Below are 21072 nucleotides of genomic sequence, written 5' to 3' on the forward strand. Positions count from 1 at the left end.
AGGCCGCCGGGCCAGGCAGCCACCAGGGCGGGCATCGGGGGTCAGGCGGGCTTCGCGGAGGCGGTCCAGGCGTCGGCGACCATGTCCCGCAGCGTCGTGTGGACCGGCTTCCAGCCCAGCTCCCGCTGGATCTTCTCCGACGACGCCACCAGGACGGCCGGGTCGCCGGGACGGCGCGGAGCGACGGTCGTCGGGATGGGGTGCCCGGTCACCTCGCGGCAGACGTCCACGACCTCCTTGACCGAGAAGCCCGTGCCGCTGCCGAGGTTGTAGATCCGGTGCTCGCCGGGAGCGCAGGCGTCCAGGGCGAGCAGGTGCGCCCGGGCGAGATCGGCGACGTGGACGTAGTCGCGGACGCAGGTGCCGTCGGGCGTGGGGTAGTCGGTGCCGAAGACGCCGACCGACTCGCGCTCGCCGAGTGCCACCTTGAGGATGTTGGGGATCAGATGGGTCTCGACCGTGTGCCGCTCGCGGAACTCGCCGTACGCTCCCGCGACGTTGAAGTAACGCAGGCTGACCGCGCCCAGGCCGTACAGTCCGGCGAAGGCGGTGAGCGCGGTGTCCACGGCGAGCTTGGACGCGCCGTAGGGGTTGCCCGGCCGGGTCGGGTCGGTCTCCAGGATGGGCGTGCGCTCCGGCTCGCCGTAGGTGGCGGCGGTGGAGGAGAACACGATCCGGTTCACTCCGGTCTGCCGCATCGCGTCGAGCAGCGCCAGCGTGCCGCCGAGATTGTGCGACCAGTACAGCCCCGGCTTCTCGACCGACTCGCCCACCAGCGACTTCGCCGCGAAGTGCAGCACGGCGTCGTACCCGTCGGTGAGCACGCCGCCGGCCTCGGTGATCGACGCCTGCACGAACGAGGCCCCGGACGGCACCGCGTCGGCGTGCCCGGTCGACAGGTCGTCGAGCACCGTGACCTCGTGCCCCTCCTCCAGGAGTTGCGCCGCCACGACGCTGCCGATGTACCCGGCTCCACCAGTAACCAGCAGCTTCACTGTTTGCTCCTGTTCGAGCTTGTTGGATTATGTACGTACAGGGCCTAGCTTACGCGCTTCCCATGAGGAGCGGGTTAAATGCCACCAGTACCGCAATCTCAGCAAGTCGGGGGGTTGCGACGACCGGCCTGGCACGCCTGACACCCGAACGGACTGATGACGTTGAGCAACGTCGCGTTGACCATCGCCCTGGTCCTGATATTCATCCTGATCGGCGGATTCTTCGCCGCGGCCGAGATGGCGATGGTCTCGCTGCGGGAGAGCCAGATCCGACGCCTGAGCCGCGAGGGACGCCGCGGCGCGCGGGTGCAGAAGCTCGCCCGCGACCCCAACCGCTTCCTGTCCGCCATCCAGGTCGGGGTGACCGTGGCGACCGTGCTGTCGGCCGCGCTCGGCGCCGACGCGCTGGGCCCGCGGTTCGCGCCGGTCCTGGAGGCGTGGGGCCTGCGCAAGAGCGTGGCCGCGCCCGTCGCGTTCGTGGCCGTCACGCTGTCGATCTCGTACGTGACGCTGGTGCTCGGCGAGCTGGCGCCCAAGCGGCTCGGCCGGCAGCGGGCGGAGAGCCTGTCGCTCATGACCGCCCCGCTGCTCGACCGGATCGCGATGCTGTCGAGGCCGGTGATCTGGCTGCTGTCCAAGTCGACCAACGGCATCGTGCGGCTGCTCGGCGGCAACCCGTCCGCCGACAGGGCGGCCATGACCACCGAGGAACTGCGTGACATGGTGGTGGGCCACACGGACCTCACCCAGGACGAGCGCGACGTGATCGCCGAGGTGTTCGCGGCGGGCAAGCGGCAGCTCAGGGAGGTCATGCTGCCCCGCACGGAGGTCGAGTTCATGGCGGCGGACACCCCGCTCGCCGAGGCGGCCGTGCTCGCCGCCGCCATGCCGCACTCCCGGTTCCCCGTCTACCGCGACACCTACGACGACGTCATCGGGTTCGTCCACGTACGGGACCTGCTCGACCCGGTCCGCACCGGGCGGCTGGAGCCGATCAGCGAGGTCGTGCCGATCCGCCCGGTCAAGCTCGTGCCGGCGAGCAAACGGGTCCTCGCCACGCTCGCGGAGATGCGCGACGAGGGCCACCACCTCGCCATCGTGGTGGACGAGTACGGCGGCACCGACGGCATCGTGACGCTGGAGGACCTGGTCGAGGAGCTCGTGGGCGACATCCGCGACGAGTACGACGAGAGCGGCGACGCCGTACGGATGATCGCCGGGGACGTGGAGGTCGAGGGGCTGGTCAACCTGGACGAGTTCCACGCGCAGACGGGCGTGCGGCTGCCCAGCGGGCCGTACGAGACCCTGGGCGGTTACGTCATGGCCGCCCTCGGGCATCTGCCCCAGCGCGGCGAGGTCGCCGAGGCGCCGGGCGTCAGGCTGACCGTGAGCGAGATGGACGGCCGCCGCGTCTCCCGCGTCCGCGTCACCCGCAATCCCCCCGAGGACGCGGCGGCGGCCGGCTGACCGGCGGGCGTGGGCGGGGGCGCTCCGGTGAGCGCGGGCTCAGGCGCACCCTCTCCGCCTCACCGAAGCGGACCAGGCCGGGAGTACGTCGGTGATCCGCGGACGGGTCACGGACCAGAGTTCGCGCCCTCGCCCCGGCGCGAGTTCCTGGCCTCCGAGGAAGGCATAAGAGGTCTTGTCGAAGATTGAGCGCCCGGTCGGTCGGCCACCCGCGCAGGTCGGCGTAGGTTCGGCCGTGCCGGAAGGGGCACCGGGTCAGGAGTTCCTTGTACTCGTCGCCCCTGGGGACGGACCTCGCCGGCTTGTGCCACAGGAGTCCCGGGCGGGAGCCGTCGACGGATGCCCAGACCTCGCCCGTGATGTGGCGCGGACCGACGTCGGGCACCCCGTCCTCGCTGCGCGTATACGCGATCAGCTCGTAGTGGAGGTACTGGTCGTCCCGGGGTTCCGGCCATAAGACGGCGGTCGCGGCCTCGGCCGCCAGCCTCAGGACCTCGGCGGCGCTCGCGGGCGCGGACGGGGTGAGCGTCTGGACGGCGATCGTTCCCGCGGCCATCGCCGCGACCAGGCCGCCTGCCGGCATCAGACGCCGCAGACCGGCCGCGCGGGCCCGAGGCCGTCGCTTCGCGCGGGCTTCGGCGAGCAGGGCGGTACGGGCGGGGGCGAGACGGTCCGCCGTGGGGTGCGGCTTGTCGGCGAACAGGTCACGGAGCTCGGTCAGGTCGGTCAGCTCGTTCATGAGGTCTGCTCCGTCGTGGGGTCGGTGCTGCCGAGGGCGTCGCGGACGATGGCCCGCGCGCGATTGAGGCGGGAACGGACTGTTCCGATCGGGATGGACAGGGCGCCCGCGACCTCCTCGTAGGTGAGATCGGCCCAGGCCACGAGTAGGAGCACGTCGCGGTCGCGGACCTTCAGCGAGGCGAGCGCCCGGGCGAGAGGCCGGCGTACGGCACGCGCGCTCGCCCGATCGAGAGCGTGATCCGCGGCGTCGTCCGCATCGGTGGATGTGTCCCGCATGCCGGTCGAACAGCACGGCGAAATCCTCGGGATCTCGCCACGACCGTTCGATGAGGGCGGCGTCAGACAGGGTCGTACTGAGCGGCATGTGGGTGGGCCTTCCAAGGAAGCAGTGTCGCCCGTCTTTCACACGAGTCGGGAAACGGGTTCACGGGACGCTGAGCCCGCTCCGCGCCGCGTTTGTCGCGGGCAGCCCGCGACTGCTGACAGAATTGCCGTATGGCTCTTGCTCGCGTCCTGTCCGGTATCCAGCCCACCGCAGACTCGTTCCACCTGGGCAACTATCTCGGTGCCATCCGCCAGTACGTCGCGCTGCAGGACACCCATGAGGCCTTCTTCTTCATCGCCGACCTGCACGCGCTGACCGTCGCGCCCAAGCCCGAGGAGCTGCGCCGGCGCACCAGGATCGCCGCCGCCCAGCTGTTCGGCGCGGGGCTCGACCCGGAGCGCGCCGCGGTCTTCGCGCAGAGCCACGTGCGCGAGCACAGCGAGCTCGCCTGGTACCTGATCTGCCAGACCGGCATGGGCGAGGCCGGGCGGATGACGCAGTTCAAGGACAAGTCCGCGCGGTACGGCGAGAGCTCGGCCAGCGTCGGCCTGTTCACCTATCCCATCCTCCAGGCGGCCGACATCCTGATCTACCAGGCCGACCAGGTGCCGGTCGGGGTGGACCAGAAGCAGCACCTGGAGCTCAGCCGCGACCTCGCGCAGCGCTTCAACAGCCGCTACGGCCAGACGTTCAAGGTGCCGAGCCCGTACATCCTCAAGGAGGTCGAGAAGATCACCGACCTCCAGGACCCGACCGCGAAGATGTCCAAGTCGTCGTCGAGCCCGCAGGGCATCCTCGACGTGCTCGAGGAGCCGAACGTCCTGCGCAAGAAGGTCATGCGCGCGGTGACCGACACCGGCAGCGAGGTCGTCGCCGACGAGGAGAACAAGCCGGGCGTCACCAACCTGCTGCGGATCCTGTCCGCGCTGACCGGCACGCCGATCCCCGAGCTGGAGACGCGGTTCGCCGGGCAGGGATACGGCGCCTTCAAGAAGGAGGTCGCCGAGGCCGTCACCGAGACGTTCTCCCCGATCCGGGAGCGTACGGAGAAGCTGCTGGCCGACGAGGCCGAACTCGACCGGCTGCTGGTCGCGGGCGCCGCCCGTGCCCGCGCGGTGGCCCGCGAGACGATGGAGCAGGTCCGCGAGCGCCTCGGCCTTCTCCCCACGCCGCACTTCGAGTAGACGGCGCCCGAGCGCGCCCACCGCTGCGGGGCGCGTCCGCCGCAGGCATCGAGACGCCTTCTCCGGGTAGACAAAGCCGATGGGGATGGGACTGGTCGACCAGGTCACGCGGCGCGTCGACGCGGTCCGCGCGTGGGGCCGGATGCGGATCGAGCGTGACCGGATCCGCTTCCTCTGGCTCGACCACCTCATCCGGACGGTGCAGCGTTACCAGGTGCAGGCGGGGGACCGGCTGGCGGGCGCGATCACCTATTTCGCGTTCCTGTCGTTCTTCCCCGTGATCGCGCTGGCGTTCGCCCTGTTCGGATACGTCGTGACGATCCGCCCGGACGCGCTCGCCACGCTCACCGAGGCGATCAACAGCCAGCTGCCCGGGCTCGCGGATCAGCTCCACATCGACCAGCTCGCCGGGGCCCGGATCAGGGCCGGGGTCATCGGCCTGCTCGGCCTGCTGTACGCCGGGCTGGGCGCCATGGACGCCCTGCGCGGGGCCCTGCGCACCATCTGGATGACCTGCGAGCCGCCGCTCAACTACTTCCTCGGCAAGCTCCGCGACCTCGTCGCGCTCGTGCTCATGGGCCTCGTCATGCTGATCTCGGTGATCGCGAGCGGGTTTGCCACCGGGGCCACGAGCACGGTCGCCGGATGGCTCGGCCTGGGCTCCTCGCCGCTGGCCGGCGCCGGGGTCTGGGTCGCCGGGATCGCCGCGAGCCTCGTCGCCGACCTGCTGCTCTTCCTGGTCGTCCTCGGCTGGGTGGCCAAGCCGTCGCAGCCGTTCCTCGTCGTGCTCAAGGGCGCGCTGCTGGGCGCGGCCGGCTTCGGGGTGCTCAAGCAGCTCGCGGCGCTGATCCTGGCCGCCACCCTGCGCAACCCGGTGTACGGCACGTTCGCGGTCGTCGTGGGGCTGCTGCTGTGGATCAACCTGTCGGCCCGGGTCATCCTCTACGCCGCCGCGTGGACGGCGACGGCCACGCTCGGCCCGCCGCCCGAGCCCACCCCGCTTCCGTCACCCGCGATCACGCCCACCGCCGGCCCCGCCTGACCGCGCGTCCTCGGCGCGTCCTCACTCACCGCGCCTCAGCGCGGGCGCAACCCGTCGAGCGCGGTCTCCACGACGCTGTCGGCGTACTCGGGGGTGAGCGGGCCGCTGCGCTGGAGCCACCGGTTGAGCAGCGGTCCCCACAGCATCTCGACGGCGACGTCCAGGTCGAGGCCGCCGGACAGCTGCCCGGCTCGCTGCGCGCTGCGCAGCCGCTGCTTCTTCAGCTCCTTCATCGGCCGGTCGAGCCGTTCGGCAAAGGCCGCGGCGAGCGCCGGGTCGTGCAGGATCTCCGTGTTGAGCGCGCGCATCGGCTCGTCGTACCGCGGGTCGTTCAGCTCGGCCACGGTGGCGCGCAGGACCGTCTTCAGGTCGGCTTCCAGGTCCCCGGTGTCGGGCAGGGCCGCCGAGTCGCCTTCCCCCTCGGAGAGCATGAGGAAGGCGTCGAAGAGCACCGCTCCCTTCGAGGGCCACCATCGGTAGATGGTCTGCTTGCCGACCCCGGCCCGGGCGGCGATCCCCTCGATGCTCAGCTTCGCGTAACCGACCTCGCCGACGAGTTCGAACGCCGCGGTGAGGATGGCCCGCCGCGAGGCCTCGCTGCGGCGTCTGGTGCCGGGGGCCGTGCCGTGCTGTGCCGTCATGGCCACGAACCTACCAGAGGCGAGACGAGACGATCCGTCTTGACAAAGTGCGGCGATGACACGAGGATCAGTATGCAAGACGAAACGTCTCGTCTAGTTTTAGTGATTGCGATTGGAGCCGCCATGCGTACGCCGCCTACCGCAGGCCCGGGACGGGTCTGGTTCATCACCGGGGCGGGACGGGGCCTCGGCCGCGCCTTCGCCCGGGCCGCGCTGGAGTCCGGGGACCGGGTGGTCGCCGCGACCAGGACCGTGGCGCCGCTGGAGGACCTGGCCGCCGCATACGAGGACCGGCTGCTCGTGCTCCCTCTGGACGTCACCGACCGCGCCGCGGTCTTCGCGGCGGTCGCCCGGGCGACCGAGCGCTTCGGCCGGCTCGACGTCGTGGTGAACAACGCCGGCGTCCTGTCCATGGGGATGGTCGAGGAGTTCACCGAGGCCGAGGCGCGAGCGCAGATGGAGACGAACTTCTTCGGCGCGCTGTGGGTCAGTCAGGCCGTCCTGCCCTGTCTGCGCGCCCAGGGGTCCGGGCACATCGTGCAGATCTCCAGCATCGGGGCGCTCGGCGGCTTCCCCACCACGGGGCTGTACAGCGCGAGCAAGTTCGCCCTGGAGGGCATGAGCGAGGCGCTGGCGATGGAGGCCGCCGGCTTCGGGGTCAAGCTCACCATCGTCGAGCCCGGCGGCTACTGGACCGGCCTGTACACCGGTATGACCACGACCACGCCGCTGCCGGACTACGCCCCGCTGCGGGCCGAGCTGGAGAAGCAGTGGGCCGAGGGGTCGGTGGACAGCGATCCCCGGCTGGCCGCCGAGGCCGTGCTGAGGCTCGTCGCCAGTGACGACCCCCCGCTGCGCCTGCTGCTGGGCGGCACGGCCTACGACCTGGCCTTCGACGTCTCCCGCCGGCGCATGGAGACGTGGGCGCGCTGGGAGGAGGTCAGCCGCGCCGCCGAGCACGCCATCCCCGCCCCTCCCGATCTGTAGTGCCGCGACGGGGCGGAGACCGGCGGGAGGGGCGCTAGCCGGCCGCGTCGCCGGACGTCCTGCGCCGTCTGCGCAGGCCGTAGGCGCCGGCGGCGAGGACCACGAGGGCGCCGCCGCCGATCAGCAGGGGAGCGGTCACGCCCGAATTCTTCGCGGCGGGGTCCTCGCCACGGGCCCTGGCCGCCCCCGCCGTGTCCGCGCCCGGCGCCGGAGAGGCGGGCCGTACGGCCAGGGGGGAGGACGAGGGCTTGGGGTCGGGCACGGGCGCGACCAGCTGTCCGATCGGGGTCACCTTGCCCCTCGCGGCGAAGCCCCAGTCGAGCAGCTTGGAGACCTCCTCCCAGAAACCGCCGGGGTGATGCATGATCGCGACGATGACGGTGTGACCGTCGCGCCTGGCCGCGCCCACGAAGCTGCCGAGGGCCTTGGACGTCCAGCCGTTCTTGACGCCGAGCATGCCCTTGTAGCGTCCCAGGAGCCTGTTGTGGTTGGCCATCTCGTAGTAGGTGGGCCGGGGAGACTCGCTGGCCTCGGCGTCGTCGCGGCGCTTCTTCTTGTCCTTCTTCAGGTAGTCCTTGGGCGCGGGGAACTTGGCGACCTTCGTGCTGACATACTCGCGGAAGTCCGGCATCGCCAGCCCGGCCCGGGCGATCAGCGCGAGGTCGTAGGCCGAACTGCGCTGTCCCGGCTGGTCCAGGCCGTTCGGCGTCTTGGCCACCGTGTCGTACGCCTGGAGCCTGCGGGCCTCCTTGTTCATGTCGGCGAGGGTCTTCTTCAGGCCGCCGTTGGCCTCGGCGAGCGCGACCGCCGCGTCGTTGCCGGAGACCATGAGCAGGGCCCGCATGAGGTCGTCGACCTTGTAGATCGGCTCGGGGACGATGCCGACGGCGCTGCCCTCCACGTTGCAGGCCTCCTCGCTCGGCTTGACCTTGCGGTTCTTGTCGAGCTTGGGGATCAGCGTGACGGCCGTCAGCGTCTTGAGCGTGCTCGCCGGCAGGTAGTGCCCGTGCGGGTCCTTGGCCGCGAGCACCTGGCCGGTCTCGGCGTCGGCGACGACGTACGACGAGGCCTCGGTCTTGGGCGGCGCCTTGACTCCGGCGGGGGCGATGATCCCGTGGCCGGCGAGCAAATCCCCGCCGACGGTGCCGTTTCCCGTGCCGTTCTCCGCCACGGCCGTGCCGGTCTCCCGCGACGCCAGGTCCGGCACGGCCGGCGCGCCCGCGGCGGGAGGGGCGCCGAGCAGCGCCGTCGTCAGCACCCCCGCCGTCGTCACGGCGGCGGCGAGGACACGATGGTTCGTCCGCATAGGTGGCTCAGCCTAGCCTCGACTGCCTTCGCATGAAGCGACATATGCCCCATATGCCACAGGGCCACGCGGGAGGTCGCCGATACTGTGAGCCATGACGAGACGTGTATCGGTCTTTCTCGTGGCGCTCGCCGCGTTCATGATCTTCGAATGGATCAACCTCGGCTTCAACCTCGCCGACGGGCATGAGACGTCCTTCTACGTCGTCCACGGCATTCTCGTCGCGGTGAACATCCTCCTGGCACTGGCGCTCGGCGCCGTCGGCGTGCGGGGATGGATGAGGGGTAGGGCCTGACCTGGAAACGACCTTGTCCGATGTGACCTGAGTGGCCACGGGACCGAACGTGATGGAGGCAAGCTTTGGCGATCGACTTCAATCCCTCGCGTGGCGCGACGCTCGGCGTGGAGTGGGAGCTTCAGCTCGTCGACAGGCACACGCGTCATCTCCGTCAGGACGCCAAAGAGGTGCTCGCCGCGGTGCCCGACCTCAGTGAGGGGCAGCGGCCCAAGGCCATGCACGAGCTCATGCAGTCGCAGATCGAGATCGTCACGGACGTCTGCCACACCGTGGCGGAGGCGGTGCAGGACCTGAAGAAGAGCCTCGGACGGCTGGCCGAGGCCGTCGAGCCGCGCGGCATGGGGCTCGCCTGCACGGGGACCCACGCGATCAGCGACTGGCGCGACGCGGTTTACGCGCCCAGCCAGCGCTACGTGGAGCTGGTCGAGGAGATGCAGTGGCTCGCCTGGCGGATCCAGACGTTCGGCGTGCACGTCCACGTGGGGGTCAAGGAGCGGGACAAGGTCATCCCGATCGTCAACGCCCTCGCGGCGTACCTTCCGCACTTCCTCGCGCTCACCTCCTCCAGCCCTTACTGGGGCGGGCAGGACACCGGGCTGGCGTCGAGCCGGGCCATCGTCTTCGGCTCGCTGCCCACGGCCGGGCCGCCGCACCTTCTCGCGGACTGGGCCGAGTTCGAGGAGTACATGGACACGCTGATGCGGGCGGGCACGATCCGCAGCATCAAGGAGGTGTGGTGGGACATCCGGCCGCATCCCGACTTCGGCACGATCGAGATCAGGATGTTCGACGGGATCCCGACGCCGCGCGAGGTGGGCATGGTGACGGCGCTGTCCCAGTGCCTCGTGCAGCAGTTCGACCAGCAGCTCGACCGGGGCTACAAGCTGCCGCATCCGGCGGCGTGGGTGGTGCGCGACAACAAGTGGCGCGCCACGCGGTACGGCCTCGACGCGGACGTCATCACCGACGACCATGGCAGCACGGCGCCGGTGCGCGACGTATTGTATGAACTTCAGCGCGAACTCGAACCGGTCGCCGAGCGGCTCGGCTGCGTCGACGAACTGGCGGTCGTGACCGAGGTGCTGGAGCAGGGCAGCTCATCCGAGCGCCAGCGCGCGATCCTCGCCGACGGAGGGACCCTCCAGGACGTGGTCGACGCCACGCTCGTCGAGCTCGCGGAGGACAGGTTCGTGACCTCGAACCCCAACCGCGAGATCGGACAATCGGGCAGCTGACTGGGTAGGGCCTGACATGTCCGGCAACAGTGCCTCAGTTCTGACAACGTGCGGAGGCCGGTGTAAATACTGGGCAATTCGCCGTATCGGAGGGTCGCGGCGTGAAAGGATTGTGAATGAAGGGTCGGTGGAGGCGAGGCGCCCGCTCGACCCTTTTGGGCTTTTTCTGTGACTTTGCGTGATCATATGGTGATCCGGCGACCCGTGGCGGGACGGCTCGCCGGAGAAGGGAAGTTCCGTGGCCACCTCATCGAAGCTCGCAGCGCCGGACGCGGCCGTGCCGGGAAGTAGCGACCTGGCCGGGCAACTGGCGGAATTCCTTCGCGGGCACAACGATGAGCTGATCGAGTTCCGGCGCGACGTACACGCGCACCCGGAGATCGCCTTCAGCGAGCATCGCACGACCGAGAAGATCGCTGAGCGGCTGACGGACGCCGGGCTCACCCCGCACCCGCTGTCGCGCGGCACCGGCCTGTGGGTGGACATGGGCCGGGACGAGGGCCCCACTGTCGCCCTGCGCGCGGACATCGACGCGCTGCCCATGGAGGACGAGAAGGACGTCCCCTACCGCTCGACGAACTCGAACGCGTGCCACGCCTGCGGTCACGACGTGCACACGGCGGTCGTCCTCGGCGCGGGGCTGTTCCTGGCGTCGCAGGCCGACGCGGGAGCCCTCCCCGGCCGGGTACGGCTGATCTTCCAGCCCGCCGAGGAGGTCGCGGGCGGCGCGCTGGAGGTCATGCGCGACGGCGGCCTGAACGAGGTCGACCGCATCTTCGCGGTGCACTGCGACCCGCGTCTCGACGTCGGCCACGTCGGCCTGCGGACCGGCCCGATCACCGGATCCTGCGACAGCCTGCGCATCCGGGTCGCGGGTCCTGGCGGGCACACCGCCCGGCCGCACCTGACCGTGGACCTCGTCTACGCGCTCAGCAAGATCGTCACCGAGTTGCCGGCCGCGCTGTCACGCCGCGTGGACCCCCGTTCCAGCCTCAGCCTCGTGTGGGGTCAGATCTCCGCGGGCTCGGTGGCCAACGCGATCCCGGATGTCGGGGTCGCGCAGGGCACGGTGAGGTCGCTCGACGAGGAGGCCTGGCACCAGGCCCCCGACATGGTCAAGACCCTGCTCGACTCGGTCGCCGGCGCGTACGGCGTGGACGCCGAGATCGACTACCGGCGCGGCACTCCGCCCACGGTGAACGAGGCCACCAGCATCCAGATGCTGCACGACGCGGTGAATCAGATCGTCGGCGACGGGGCGGCCGTGCCCACGCCGCAGAGCCTCGGCGGTGAGGACTTCTCCTGGTACCTCGAGTCGGTGCCCGGCGCGCTCGCCCGGCTGGGCACCCGGCCGGTGGGAGCCGTCGACGAGGTCGACCTCCACCGTCCGCAGTTCGACGTCGACGAGCGGGCGATCGGGATCGGCGTCAAGGTCCTCGCCGCCACGGCGCTGACCGCGCTGTGGGGCGGCGCCCGCTGACCCTCGTCCGTTGAACCGGCCGACCCCGCCGGGCCGTACGCCGCCTGTGCCCGGCGCATCCCCCCTGCGCCCGGAAGACCCCCGCCACCTCGGGGACTACCGCCTCACCGGCCGCCTCGGCGCAGGCGGCCAGGGAGTCGTCTTCCTCGGCGCGGCCGGCGCGTCGGGCGGGCCGGTGGCCGTGAAGCTCCTGCACGCACGGCTCGACGACGCTCCCGCCCGGCGCGCGTTCGCCCGGGAGATCGAGGCGGTGCGCCGGGTGGCGCCCTTCTGCACCGCACAGGTCCTCGACGCCGATCTGGACGGCGACCGGCCGTACATCGTGAGCGAGTACGTCGACGGCCCGTCGCTGCGCGAGCACGTGCGGGCGGCGGGCCCGCGGACGGGCGGCGACCTCGACCGAATCGCCGTGCAGACGGCCACCGCGCTGGCCGCGATCCACCGGGCGGGGGTCGTCCACCGCGACTTCAAGCCGGGCAACGTGCTCCTCGGCTCCGACGGGCTGCGGGTCGTCGACTTCGGCATCTCCCGCCTCGCCGACGCCACCGCCACGACGGGAGACCCGGTCGGCACCCCGGCCTACATCGCCCCCGAGCAGCTGCGGGGGCGGCCCGCGGGGCCGGCGGCGGACCTGTTCTGTTGGGCGCTCACGCTCGTCTACGCGGCGAGCGGCAGGCAGGCCTACACCGGTGACACGCACGCGGCCGTGATGGCCCGCATCCTGTACGGCACGCCGGACCTCGGGCCGCTCACCGGCCTGCTGAAGGACCTGGTCGTGGCGTGCCTGGCCGCGGAACCGGCCGACCGGCCGGACGCGGCACAGGTGCTGAGCGCCCTGCTCGGCCGGGCCCCGGAGCGACCAGGTCCGGCCGTGCCGGACACTTCCGTGCCGAGCCCTGCCGTGCCGAATCCTCCCGGGCCTCCTGCCATCGGGCCGGATCCGGCCGGACCCGAGCGGACGGAGCCCGACCGTACGGAGCCCGACCGTACGGAGCCTGAGCGGGTGGCGCAGGGCCGGACCGGCGGACGGCGTCCCGGGCGGGCGCGCGTGGTCGCACCGGCCGCCTCGATCGCCGTGGTCGCCGTCCTCGCCCTGCTGGGCGTCGCGTGGGCGCTGACGGACCGCGGGCCCGGGCGCCTCGACGGGACCTGGACAGGTGTCGCCACCCACCCCTCGGCCGGCCGGGTCTTCCCGGTCGAGATCCGTCTCGCGGAGCCGGAGCGGATGCGGTGGGGCGCCGACCTGCACTGCTCCGGCCGTCTCACCCCCGCCGGCGGGTCGGACGCGGTGCTCGTGCTGACCCTCGACCGGGTGAGAGGCGACGCCTGTCATCCGGGAAACGTCACGATCACCTGGCGGGGCGAGAACGCCGCCGGCTTCGAGGTGACGCGCGAAGGGGAAGAGGCCGCCCGCTATTCGGGATCCATCACCCGAGCAAACTAACTCAAATGGAATAAACCTGTCAGAGACGCGGCGCGTTCTCGGCCCTCGCCGAGGGGTATCGCGGACAGTAGGACCACCCTGGTTAGGAGGTCCGATTGCGGGCGTTCCGGGCGGTGACGGCGGGCGTCGTCGCCGTCGTCGTCGCCGCCGGGGCGGGATGCCACGGCGGGGCGGACGCCGCGCCGCCACGCACCGGCCCGCTGCGGGTCGGGCTCGCGTACGACATCGGTGGACGGGGCGACAAGTCGTACAACGACGCCGCGGCCGCCGGGATCGACGAGGCCATGCGCAACCTGAGCGGCATGCGGGTGAAGGAGGTGGCGGCCGCGCGGGGCGAGCCCGCCCGCCGGAAGGTGGAGCGGGTGCGGGCGCTCGCCGAGGCCGGGTACGACCCGATCGTCGCCGTCGGCTACTCGTACGCCCCGGCGCTGAGGCGGATCGCCCCGCGGTTCCCCCGGACGCGGTTCGCCATCCTGGACGAGCCGTCCGTGTCGGGTCCCAACATCACGAACCTGCTGTTCGCCGAGGAGCAGGGCTCGTTCCTCATGGGTGCTGCGGCGGCCATGAAGTCACGCACCGGCGACGTCGGCTTCGTCGGGGGCAATCGCTCCCCCCTGGTCAGGAAGTTCGAGGCCGGCTACGTCCAGGGTGTGAAGCACGTGAACCCGCGGGCGCGGATCAGGATCGTCTATCTCACCGGCCCCCACGACCTGCGCGGATTCGAGAGCCCGGCGAAGGCGCGCAGGGCCGCCCGGCGCATGTACCGCGCGGGCGCCGGCGTGGTCTACCAGGTGGCCGGGGCCTCGGGGGCCGGGGTGTTCCGCGAGGCGAAGGACGCCGGGGCATGGGCGATCGGCGTCGACTACGACCAGGCCAAGACCGCCGACCCCGCCGTGCGCGACGTGATCCTGACCTCGATGATCAAACGGATCGACGTCGCGGTCTACGACTACCTCGCCGACGTGGCCGACCGCACCGTCACCAGCGGTCCTGTGGTGTACGACCTGAAGCTCGGCGGTGTCGACTACACCCTCACCGGCGGCCACATCACGGACATCCAGCCGCGCCTGGAGCAGCTCAAGCAGGAGATCATCCACGGCAGGGTCAAGGTTTCCCCAGGCTGACGCCCCGGTCACGGTGCGGCCTGAGCTCAATAACGGACATGTTGCGGACTGGTGTGCGGGTTTGGTCTATGCAGGTCAAACAACTATCTTCCGTGCAGGGTTGCCGTGCGTTCCTGCGTGCGTGCGACGAGAGTCAGACGGGCGGGGAACGGAAGGGGAGTCACGACCTTGCTCCACAATCGAATCAGCAGACTGGCCGCCGCCACCGCGGGCGGTGCCTTGCTCATGGCCGCCGCCGCGTGTGGAGGTGGCGACAACGGCACCACGACCGAGGCCTCGGCCGGCGCCGGCGCGTCCTCCGCGCCCGCCGCCGCGCAGACCAAGGTCGGCCTGGCGTACGACATCGGCGGCCGCGGCGACGGTTCCTTCAACGACGCGGCCGCGGCCGGTCTGGACAAGGCCGCGGCGGAGCTCAAGGTCGAGAAGAAGGAGCTTGAGGCGACCGCGGGCGAGACCGACGCCCAGAAGGAGGAGCGGCTGCGCCTGCTCGCCTCCGGGGGTTACAACCCGGTCATCGCGGTGGGCTTCGCCTACTCGGGTTCCGTGGCGAAGGTCGCCAAGGAGTTCCCCGACGTCAAGTTCGCCATCGTGGACGACGACGCCGCCAAGGGCGACAACATCTCGAACCTGATGTTCGCCGAGGAGCAGGGGTCGTTCCTGGTCGGCGTCGCGGCGGCGCTCAAGTCCGAGAAGGGCAACGTCGGCTTCGTGGGCGGCGTCGACGTGCCGCTGATCCACAAGTTCGAGGCGGGCTTCGAGGCCGGCGCGAAGGCCGTCAAGTCGGACATCAAGATCCAGAGCAAGTACCTCACCCAGCCCCCGGACTTCGGCGGCTTCGGTGACCCGGCCAAGGGCAAGACGGCCGCGCAGGGCATGTACGACGCCGGCGCGGACGTGGTCTACCAGGCGGCCGGCGGTTCCGGCGCGGGCGTCTTCGAGGCGGCCAAGGCCGCGAACGCGACGGCCATCGGCGTCGACTCCGACCAGGCGGCGCTCCCGGCGTACGCCGACTTCAAGGACGTGATCATCACCTCGATGATCAAGAAGGTCGACGTGGCGGTCTTCGACTTCCTGAAGAACTACACCACCGGCGCCGTCAAGTCGGGCCCGTCCGTCTACGACCTCAAGGCGGGCGGCGTGGACTACTCCACGACCGGCGGCAAGATCGACGACATCAAGTCGAAGATCGACGAGTACAAGCAGAAGATCATTAACGGCGAGATCTCGGTCCCGACGTCCTGACCTGCGTAATCAAGGGGCCCGGAGGCACCCGCTCCGGGCCCTTTGCTCTACGCTCACTACCACTTGACCGTCACCGGGCACTCCGCGAGGAGGAGGCCGACATTACCGCCGCGACCGCTACGGAACCCGCAGTAGAGCTCACCGGGATCACCAAGAGGTTCCCGGGAGTCGTCGCCAACAGCGACATCCACCTCCGCGTCGCCAAAGGGCACATCCACGCCCTCGTCGGCGAGAACGGCGCGGGGAAGTCCACGCTGATGAAGATCCTGTACGGGATGCAGCGCCCCGACGAGGGGGAGATCCGCGTCAACGGGAAGCCCGTGGGGTTCCACACCCCCGGCGACGCGATCGACGCGGGCATCGGCATGGTCCACCAGCACTTCATGCTGGCGGACAACCTGACCGTGCTGGAGAACGTGGTCCTGGGCAGCGAGCCGCGCCGCGGCGGCGTCGCCCTCGACTTCACCGCCGCGCGCAAGAAGATCAAGGAGATCTCCGACGCGTACGGCCTGGGCGTACGGCCCGACGTGCCGGTCGAGGACCTGGGCGTCGGCGACCGCCAGCGGGTGGAGATCCTCAAGGTGCTCTACCGGGGCGCCCGCATCCTGATCCTGGACGAGCCGACCGCCGTGCTCGTGCCCCACGAGGTCGAGGAGCTGTTCGACAACCTGCGCGGACTGGTCCGCGAGGGGCTGACGATCCTGTTCATCTCCCACAAGCTGGACGAGGTCCTCCGGGTGGCCGACGAGATCACCGTGATCCGGCGCGGCACCACCGTGGCGACCGTGGACCCCAAGGACGTGACCTCCCGAAAGCTCGCCGAGCTGATGGTCGGCAGCGAGCTGCCCAGCCCCGAGACCCGCGAGTCGACCGTCACCGACGTCGTCGCCCTGTCCGTACGCGACCTGACCGTGCGCACCGGCGACGGGCGGCCGGTGGTCGAGAACGTGAGCTTCGACATCCGCAAGGGCGAGGTGCTCGGCATCGCGGGCGTCGAGGGCAACGGGCAGGCGGAACTGGTCGAGGCGATCATGGGCATGCGCCCGTGTGAGGTCGCCACGCTCACCCTCGGCGGCGCCGACATCTCCCAGTGGTCGACCCTGCAGCGGCGCGCGGGCGGCATCGGCTACATCCCCGAGGACCGCCACCGGCACGGCCTGCTGCTGGAGTCGCCGCTGTGGGAGAACCGCATCCTCGGGCACCAGACGCGCAAACCGAACGTCAAGGGCCCGTGGATCGACCGCGCCGGCGCGCGGGCCGACACACGGCGCATCGTCGAGGAGTACGACGTGCGCACCCCCGGCATCGACGTGGACGCGGCCACGCTGTCGGGCGGCAACCAGCAGAAGCTGATCGTCGGGCGGGAGATGAGCGGCGACCCCGTGCTGCTGATCGCCAGCCACCCCACCCGGGGCGTGGACATCGGCGCGCAGGCGGCGATCTGGGACCACCTGCGCACCGCGCGCGCCGCCGGGCTGGCCGTGCTGCTCATCTCCGCGGACCTCGACGAGCTGATCGGGCTGTCCGACACGCTCAAGGTGATCCTGCGCGGCAGGATCGTCGCCGACGTCGATCCTGCCAACGTGACCCCCGAGCAACTGGGCTCGGCGATGACCGGCGCCGGGGAGGGCGTATGAACGGGTTCGTCGACCGGCTGCTCGGCCGGGTGCGGCTGGGCGGCTGGCTCGCCGTCGCCGCGCCGATAATCGCGGTCGCCTTCGCGGTGCTGATCACCTCGGTGGTCCTGCTGATCGCGGGCAGCGATCCGGTCGAGGCGTTCACCACGCTCGCGGACTACGGCACCCAGCCGCGGTCGATGGCCATGATCCTCAACACCGGGGTCATGTACTACATCTCCGCGCTCGCGGTGGCCGTCGGCTTCCGGATGAACCTCTTCAACATCGGCGTGGACGGCCAGTATCGGCTCGCGGCCGTGGTCGCCGCCGGGCTCGGCGGCGCCGCTGTGGTGCCCGGCGTGCTCAACATCGTCCTCGTGATCGTCGTCGCGGTGGTCGTCGGCGCCCTGTGGGCCGCGATCGCCGGCCTGCTCCGGGTCTACCGGGGCGTCAGCGAGGTCATCTCGACCATCATGCTGAACGCGATCGCCACCGGCCTCGGCTCGTGGCTGGTCAGCGAGCACTTCGGCGTGCTGACCGGCAACGACCTCGGCACCAGGCCCATCCCCGACGACGCGCACATGCCGGGCATCCCGCTCATCGCCGGCACGCCGGTGCTGGTCAACGGCTTCATCGTGGTCGCGGTCCTGCTCGGCGTCGCGTACTGGGTCGTGCTCAACCGCACCCGGTTCGGCTTCGAGCTGCGGGCGACCGGCAAGTCCGAGTCCGCGGCGGTGGCCAGCGGCGTCAGCGTGAAGAAGATGATCGTCGTCACGATGGTCATGTCGGGGGCGGTCGCCGGTCTGATCGGGATGCCGGAGCTGCTCGGCGCCTCCTACAAGTACAGCAACAACTTCCCGGCCGGCCTCGGCTTCACGGGCATCGCGATCGCCCTGCTCGGCCGCAACAATCCGGTCGGCATGGCGGTCGGCGCGCTGCTGTGGAGCTTCTTGGACAACTCGTCCAACCAGCTCCAGCTGCTGGACATCTCCAAGGAGATCGTCCAGATCATGCAGGGCGTCGTCGTGCTCTCCGTGATCATCGCGTACGAGCTGGTCCACCGCTATCGCATCGTCGCGGAGCAACGCAGGGTGAGCCGCGAGCTGGCCGCCCCGCCGCAGGCGCCGAAGGCGGAGGCGGCGGCATGAGCGAGCGGAACGGTGCACGCGGCGGGCCGGACGGAATCGAGGAGACGGCATGACGGCGACGGACCTCCCGGTCGACCGCCCGGTCGAGACACCCCCGGCGCGTCGCTTCCGGCTGTCGGCGCCGGTCCTCCTGCTCGGCCTGGCCGGGCTGGTGGTGCTGCTGTCGGTCGCGCGGCTGGTGACCGGGGCGAACGACATCACCTCGGCGGGCACGGTCAGCGCCGCGCTCGGTCTCGCCGTGCCGATCGGGCTCGCCGGTCTCGGCGGTCTGTGGTCGGAGCGGGCCGGCGTGGTCAACATCGGTCTCGAAGGCATGATGGTGCTCGGCACCTGGTTCGGCGCCTGGGGCGCCCTCCAGTTCCACAGCCCCTGGGCGGGCGTGGTCGCGGGCGCCGTCGGCGGGGCGCTGGGCGCGGTGATCCACGCCGTCGCCACCGTGACCTTCGGCGTCGACCACATCATCTCCGGCGTGGCGATCAACATCGTCGGCGTCGGCTTCACCCAGTACCTCTCCCAGCTCGTCTTCGACGGCATGCCGGGCGGCGGGACGAAGAACTCGCCGCCGCTGCCCAAGATGGGCACGGTGAGCCTGGGCTTCCTCGACGACCCGCTGCGGACCGTCGAGGCCAAGCACTGGTTCGTCCTGTCGGACTTCGCGGGCGTGCTGCGGGGCATCACCCAGGGCGTGTCCTGGTTCACGATCCTGGCGATCCTGCTGATCCCGCTGTCGTTCTACATCCTGTGGCGCACGCCGTTCGGCCTGCGCCTGCGGGCGTGCGGCGAGCGTCCGGTCGCGGCGGAGTCGCTGGGCGTCAACGTCTACCTGTACAAGTGGGCGGCCGTGATCGTCTCCGGTGTGCTCGCCGGGCTCGGCGGCGCGTTCCTGTCGATCGTGGCGGCGGGCATCTACCGGGACGGGCAGACGGGCGGTCGCGGGTACATCGGCCTGGCCGCCATGATCTTCGGCAACTGGCGTCCGGGCGGGCTCGCCGGAGGCGCGGCGCTGTTCGGCTACACCGACGCCCTCCAGCTCCGTCAGGGTGGCATCTCGGTGCACGCGCTGCTGCTGGTCGTCGCGCTGCTGCTCGCCGCTGTGGCGGTCTACCAGCTCGTACGGCAGCGGCGCGGGGTCGCGGCCCTGATCACCGGGGTCGTGGCGATCGCGGTGTACGTGGTCTTCGCGGCGACGGACACCGTGCCGGAGCAGTTCACGTCGTTCACCCCCCACCTGACCACGCTCCTGGTGCTGTCGCTGGCCTCGCAGCGGCTGCGCATGCCGGCGGCGGACGGCGTCCCGTATCGAAGGGGGCAGGCGAAATGAGCATCGACTGGGAGGCGCTGCGGGTCGCGGCCCGCGAGGCCATGACCCACGCGTACGCGCCGTACTCGAAGTTCCCCGTGGGGGCGGCGGCGCTCGTTGACGACGGCCGGGTCGTGACCGGCTGCAACGTGGAGAACGCGTCGTACGGCGTGGGGCTGTGCGCCGAGTGCGGGCTCGTCTCGGCGCTGCACGCGAGCGGCGGCGGCCGGCTGGTGGCCTTCACCTGTGTGGACGGCCACGGCGAGCTGCTGATGCCGTGCGGCCGCTGCCGCCAGCTGCTGTTCGAGCACGGCGGGCCGGACCTGCTGGTGGAGACGCCCGAGGGGCCGATGCGGATGGCCGACTTCCTGCCGTTCGCCTTCGGCCCCGACGATCTGTCGCGATAAAGGGGGAAGTGTGGGGTTCGACGCGATCGAGGTCATCATCGCCAAGCGCGACCGCGGTGAGCTGTCGACCGCCCAGATCGACTGGGTGATCGACGCGTACACGCGGGGCGAGGTGGCCGACGAGCAGATGTCGGCGCTGCTGATGGCGATCCTGCTCAACGGCATGAACCGCAGGGAGATCGCGGACTGGACCCAGGCCATGATCAGGTCGGGGGAGCGGATGGACTGGTCCTCCCTCGACCGGCCCACGGCCGACAAGCACTCCACTGGCGGGGTCGGTGACAAGATCACCCTGCCGCTGGCTCCGCTCGTCGCCGCCTGCGGCGCGTACGTGCCGCAGCTGTCCGGGCGCGGCCTCGGGCACACCGGCGGCACGCTGGACAAGCTGGAGTCGATCCCCGGCTGGCGGGCGTCCCTGTCGAACGACGAGATGCTCGACGTGATCCGCTCGGCCGGGGCGGTCGTCTGCGCGGCTGGCGCGGGCCTCGCCCCGGCGGACAAGAAGCTCTACGCGCTGCGGGACGTGACCGGCACGGTCGAGTCGATCCCGCTGATCGCCTCATCGATCATGTCCAAGAAGATCGCCGAGGGCACGGGCTCGCTCGTGCTCGACGTGAAGGCCGGCTCGGGCGCGTTCATGAAGAACGTGGACGACGCGCGCGAACTGGCCCGGACGATGGTCGAGCTCGGCACCGACGCCGGGGTGCGCACGGTCGCCCTGCTGACGGCCATGGACCGGCCGCTGGGCCTGAAGGTGGGCAACGCGCTGGAGGTCGAGGAGTCCGTCGAGGTGCTCGTCGGCGGCGGCCCCGCCGACGTGGTCGAGCTCACCGTGCGGCTGGCCCGGGAGATGCTGGAGGCCGCCGGGGTGCCGGGCGCCAGGGATCCCGAGGAGGCGCTGAAGGACGGCTCGGCGATGGACGCCTGGCGGCGCATGATCGTCGCCCAGGGCGGAGACCCGGACGCGCCGCTGCCGAAGGCGGCCGAGTCGGCCGTGGTCACCGCCCCCGTCTCGGGCACGCTGCGCACGCTCGACGCGCTCAAGGTCGGCCTGGCGGCCTGGCGCCTCGGGGCCGGGCGGGCCCGCAAG

At 71.1% G+C, this 21072-nt stretch carries 20 protein-coding genes; 15 read left to right on the forward strand and 5 right to left on the reverse strand.

The window, feature by feature from the left end:
- Positions 1-41: 41 nt before the first annotated feature.
- Positions 42-995, reverse strand: a complete 954-nt coding sequence (galE, locus tag AB0J39_RS17680) for a UDP-glucose 4-epimerase GalE (protein WP_363465643.1) — start codon at positions 993-995, stop codon at positions 42-44.
- 156 nt (positions 996-1151) lie between these two features.
- Here galE and AB0J39_RS17685 point away from each other — a divergent pair, with 156 nt between their 5' ends.
- Positions 1152-2462: a hemolysin family protein gene (locus AB0J39_RS17685; protein ID WP_363465645.1), complete on the forward strand. Its 1311-nt coding sequence runs from the start codon at positions 1152-1154 to the stop codon at positions 2460-2462.
- Here the strand turns inward: AB0J39_RS17685 and AB0J39_RS17690 are convergent.
- Positions 2422-3201, reverse strand: coding sequence for a hypothetical protein (locus AB0J39_RS17690; protein ID WP_363465648.1), 780 nt, complete (start codon positions 3199-3201; stop codon positions 2422-2424). The genes AB0J39_RS17685 and AB0J39_RS17690 overlap by 41 nt on opposite strands.
- Positions 3198-3479 carry a sigma-70 family RNA polymerase sigma factor gene (locus AB0J39_RS17695; protein ID WP_363465651.1) on the reverse strand — a complete coding sequence of 94 codons (282 nt, stop codon included), beginning with the start codon at positions 3477-3479 and terminating at the stop codon, positions 3198-3200. Before AB0J39_RS17695 ends, AB0J39_RS17690 begins: the two co-directional genes overlap by 4 nt.
- A 219-nt stretch (positions 3480-3698) precedes the next feature.
- Here AB0J39_RS17695 and trpS point away from each other — a divergent pair, with 219 nt between their 5' ends.
- Together trpS and AB0J39_RS17705 are read left to right on the forward strand one after the other, a co-directional pair.
- Entirely contained in the window at positions 3699-4712 is a 1014-nt protein-coding gene (gene trpS, locus AB0J39_RS17700; RefSeq protein ID WP_363465653.1) for a tryptophan--tRNA ligase, read from the forward strand.
- Positions 4713-4791: 79 nt separating this feature from the next.
- Positions 4792-5754, forward strand: a complete 963-nt coding sequence (locus tag AB0J39_RS17705; RefSeq protein WP_363465655.1) for a YihY/virulence factor BrkB family protein — start codon at positions 4792-4794, stop codon at positions 5752-5754.
- Positions 5755-5789: 35 nt separating this feature from the next.
- On the opposite strand, the gene AB0J39_RS17710 is transcribed toward AB0J39_RS17705, so the two are convergent.
- Positions 5790-6395, reverse strand: a complete 606-nt coding sequence (locus AB0J39_RS17710; protein WP_363465658.1) for a TetR/AcrR family transcriptional regulator — start codon at positions 6393-6395, stop codon at positions 5790-5792.
- 123 nt (positions 6396-6518) lie between these two features.
- Between AB0J39_RS17710 and AB0J39_RS17715 the strand changes: the two genes are divergently transcribed.
- Positions 6519-7382: an SDR family oxidoreductase gene (locus tag AB0J39_RS17715; protein WP_363465661.1), complete on the forward strand. Its 864-nt coding sequence runs from the start codon at positions 6519-6521 to the stop codon at positions 7380-7382.
- A 34-nt stretch (positions 7383-7416) separates the two neighbouring features.
- On the opposite strand, the gene AB0J39_RS17720 is transcribed toward AB0J39_RS17715, so the two are convergent.
- Positions 7417-8688: a D-alanyl-D-alanine carboxypeptidase gene (locus tag AB0J39_RS17720; protein ID WP_363465664.1), complete on the reverse strand. Its 1272-nt coding sequence runs from the start codon at positions 8686-8688 to the stop codon at positions 7417-7419.
- A gap of 94 nt (positions 8689-8782) precedes the next feature.
- On the opposite strand from AB0J39_RS17720, the gene AB0J39_RS17725 reads away from it, so the two are divergent.
- The 11 genes from AB0J39_RS17725 to AB0J39_RS17775 form a co-directional block, all read left to right on the forward strand.
- On the forward strand, positions 8783-8983 hold the full coding sequence (locus AB0J39_RS17725) for a hypothetical protein (RefSeq protein ID WP_363465667.1): 201 nt from the start codon (positions 8783-8785) through the stop codon (positions 8981-8983).
- Between the two features lie 65 nt (positions 8984-9048).
- A complete protein-coding gene (locus AB0J39_RS17730; RefSeq protein ID WP_363465670.1) occupies positions 9049-10221 on the forward strand; it encodes a glutamate--cysteine ligase in 1173 nt (390 codons plus the stop codon).
- 295 nt (positions 10222-10516) lie between these two features.
- The gene (locus tag AB0J39_RS17735) at positions 10517-11701 is read left to right on the forward strand and encodes an amidohydrolase (RefSeq protein ID WP_363465694.1); all 1185 of its coding nucleotides are present in this window, start codon (positions 10517-10519) and stop codon (positions 11699-11701) included.
- Between the two features lie 10 nt (positions 11702-11711).
- Positions 11712-13145, forward strand: a complete 1434-nt coding sequence (locus AB0J39_RS17740; protein ID WP_363465672.1) for a serine/threonine-protein kinase — start codon at positions 11712-11714, stop codon at positions 13143-13145.
- A gap of 95 nt (positions 13146-13240) precedes the next feature.
- Entirely contained in the window at positions 13241-14269 is a 1029-nt protein-coding gene (locus tag AB0J39_RS17745; protein WP_363465674.1) for a BMP family ABC transporter substrate-binding protein, read from the forward strand.
- A gap of 168 nt (positions 14270-14437) precedes the next feature.
- Complete coding sequence (locus AB0J39_RS17750; protein WP_363465677.1) at positions 14438-15511, forward strand: BMP family ABC transporter substrate-binding protein; 1074 nt, start codon at positions 14438-14440, stop codon at positions 15509-15511.
- A gap of 101 nt (positions 15512-15612) precedes the next feature.
- Positions 15613-17148: an ABC transporter ATP-binding protein gene (locus AB0J39_RS17755; protein WP_363465697.1), complete on the forward strand. Its 1536-nt coding sequence runs from the start codon at positions 15613-15615 to the stop codon at positions 17146-17148.
- Positions 17145-18275 carry an ABC transporter permease gene (locus AB0J39_RS17760; RefSeq protein WP_363465680.1) on the forward strand — a complete coding sequence of 377 codons (1131 nt, stop codon included), beginning with the start codon at positions 17145-17147 and terminating at the stop codon, positions 18273-18275. The genes AB0J39_RS17755 and AB0J39_RS17760 overlap by 4 nt, the downstream gene beginning before the upstream one ends.
- 49 nt (positions 18276-18324) lie before the next feature.
- The gene (locus AB0J39_RS17765) at positions 18325-19596 is read left to right on the forward strand and encodes an ABC transporter permease (protein WP_363465683.1); all 1272 of its coding nucleotides are present in this window, start codon (positions 18325-18327) and stop codon (positions 19594-19596) included.
- Entirely contained in the window at positions 19593-19982 is a 390-nt protein-coding gene (locus AB0J39_RS17770) for a cytidine deaminase (RefSeq protein WP_363465686.1), read from the forward strand. Before AB0J39_RS17765 ends, AB0J39_RS17770 begins: the two co-directional genes overlap by 4 nt.
- Before the next feature lie 10 nt (positions 19983-19992).
- Positions 19993-21072: thymidine phosphorylase (locus AB0J39_RS17775; RefSeq protein ID WP_363465689.1), on the forward strand; the 1080-nt coding region annotated here is incomplete at its 3' end.

The sequence above is a fragment of the Microbispora sp. NPDC049633 genome (genome assembly GCF_040675265.1).
In the GTDB taxonomy this organism is placed as follows: domain Bacteria; phylum Actinomycetota; class Actinomycetes; order Streptosporangiales; family Streptosporangiaceae; genus Microbispora; species Microbispora maris.

Excerpts from the sequence above, each read along its gene's own strand:
- AB0J39_RS17710 (WP_363465658.1), bottom strand. The coding sequence starts at position 6,395 with ATGACGGCACAGCACGGCACGGCCCCCGGCACCAGACGCCGCAGCGAG.
- AB0J39_RS17725 (WP_363465667.1), top strand. The coding sequence starts at position 8,783 with ATGACGAGACGTGTATCGGTCTTTCTCGTGGCGCTCGCCGCGTTCATG.
- AB0J39_RS17705 (WP_363465655.1), top strand. The coding sequence starts at position 4,792 with ATGGGGATGGGACTGGTCGACCAGGTCACGCGGCGCGTCGACGCGGTC.
- AB0J39_RS17720 (WP_363465664.1), bottom strand. The coding sequence starts at position 8,688 with ATGCGGACGAACCATCGTGTCCTCGCCGCCGCCGTGACGACGGCGGGG.
- AB0J39_RS17760 (WP_363465680.1), top strand. The coding sequence starts at position 17,145 with ATGAACGGGTTCGTCGACCGGCTGCTCGGCCGGGTGCGGCTGGGCGGC.
- AB0J39_RS17695 (WP_363465651.1), bottom strand. The coding sequence starts at position 3,479 with ATGCGGGACACATCCACCGATGCGGACGACGCCGCGGATCACGCTCTC.
- AB0J39_RS17685 (WP_363465645.1), top strand. The coding sequence starts at position 1,152 with ATGACGTTGAGCAACGTCGCGTTGACCATCGCCCTGGTCCTGATATTC.
- AB0J39_RS17690 (WP_363465648.1), bottom strand. The coding sequence starts at position 3,201 with ATGAACGAGCTGACCGACCTGACCGAGCTCCGTGACCTGTTCGCCGAC.
- AB0J39_RS17770 (WP_363465686.1), top strand. The coding sequence starts at position 19,593 with ATGAGCATCGACTGGGAGGCGCTGCGGGTCGCGGCCCGCGAGGCCATG.
- AB0J39_RS17715 (WP_363465661.1), top strand. The coding sequence starts at position 6,519 with ATGCGTACGCCGCCTACCGCAGGCCCGGGACGGGTCTGGTTCATCACC.
- trpS (WP_363465653.1), top strand. The coding sequence starts at position 3,699 with ATGGCTCTTGCTCGCGTCCTGTCCGGTATCCAGCCCACCGCAGACTCG.
- AB0J39_RS17765 (WP_363465683.1), top strand. The coding sequence starts at position 18,325 with ATGACGGCGACGGACCTCCCGGTCGACCGCCCGGTCGAGACACCCCCG.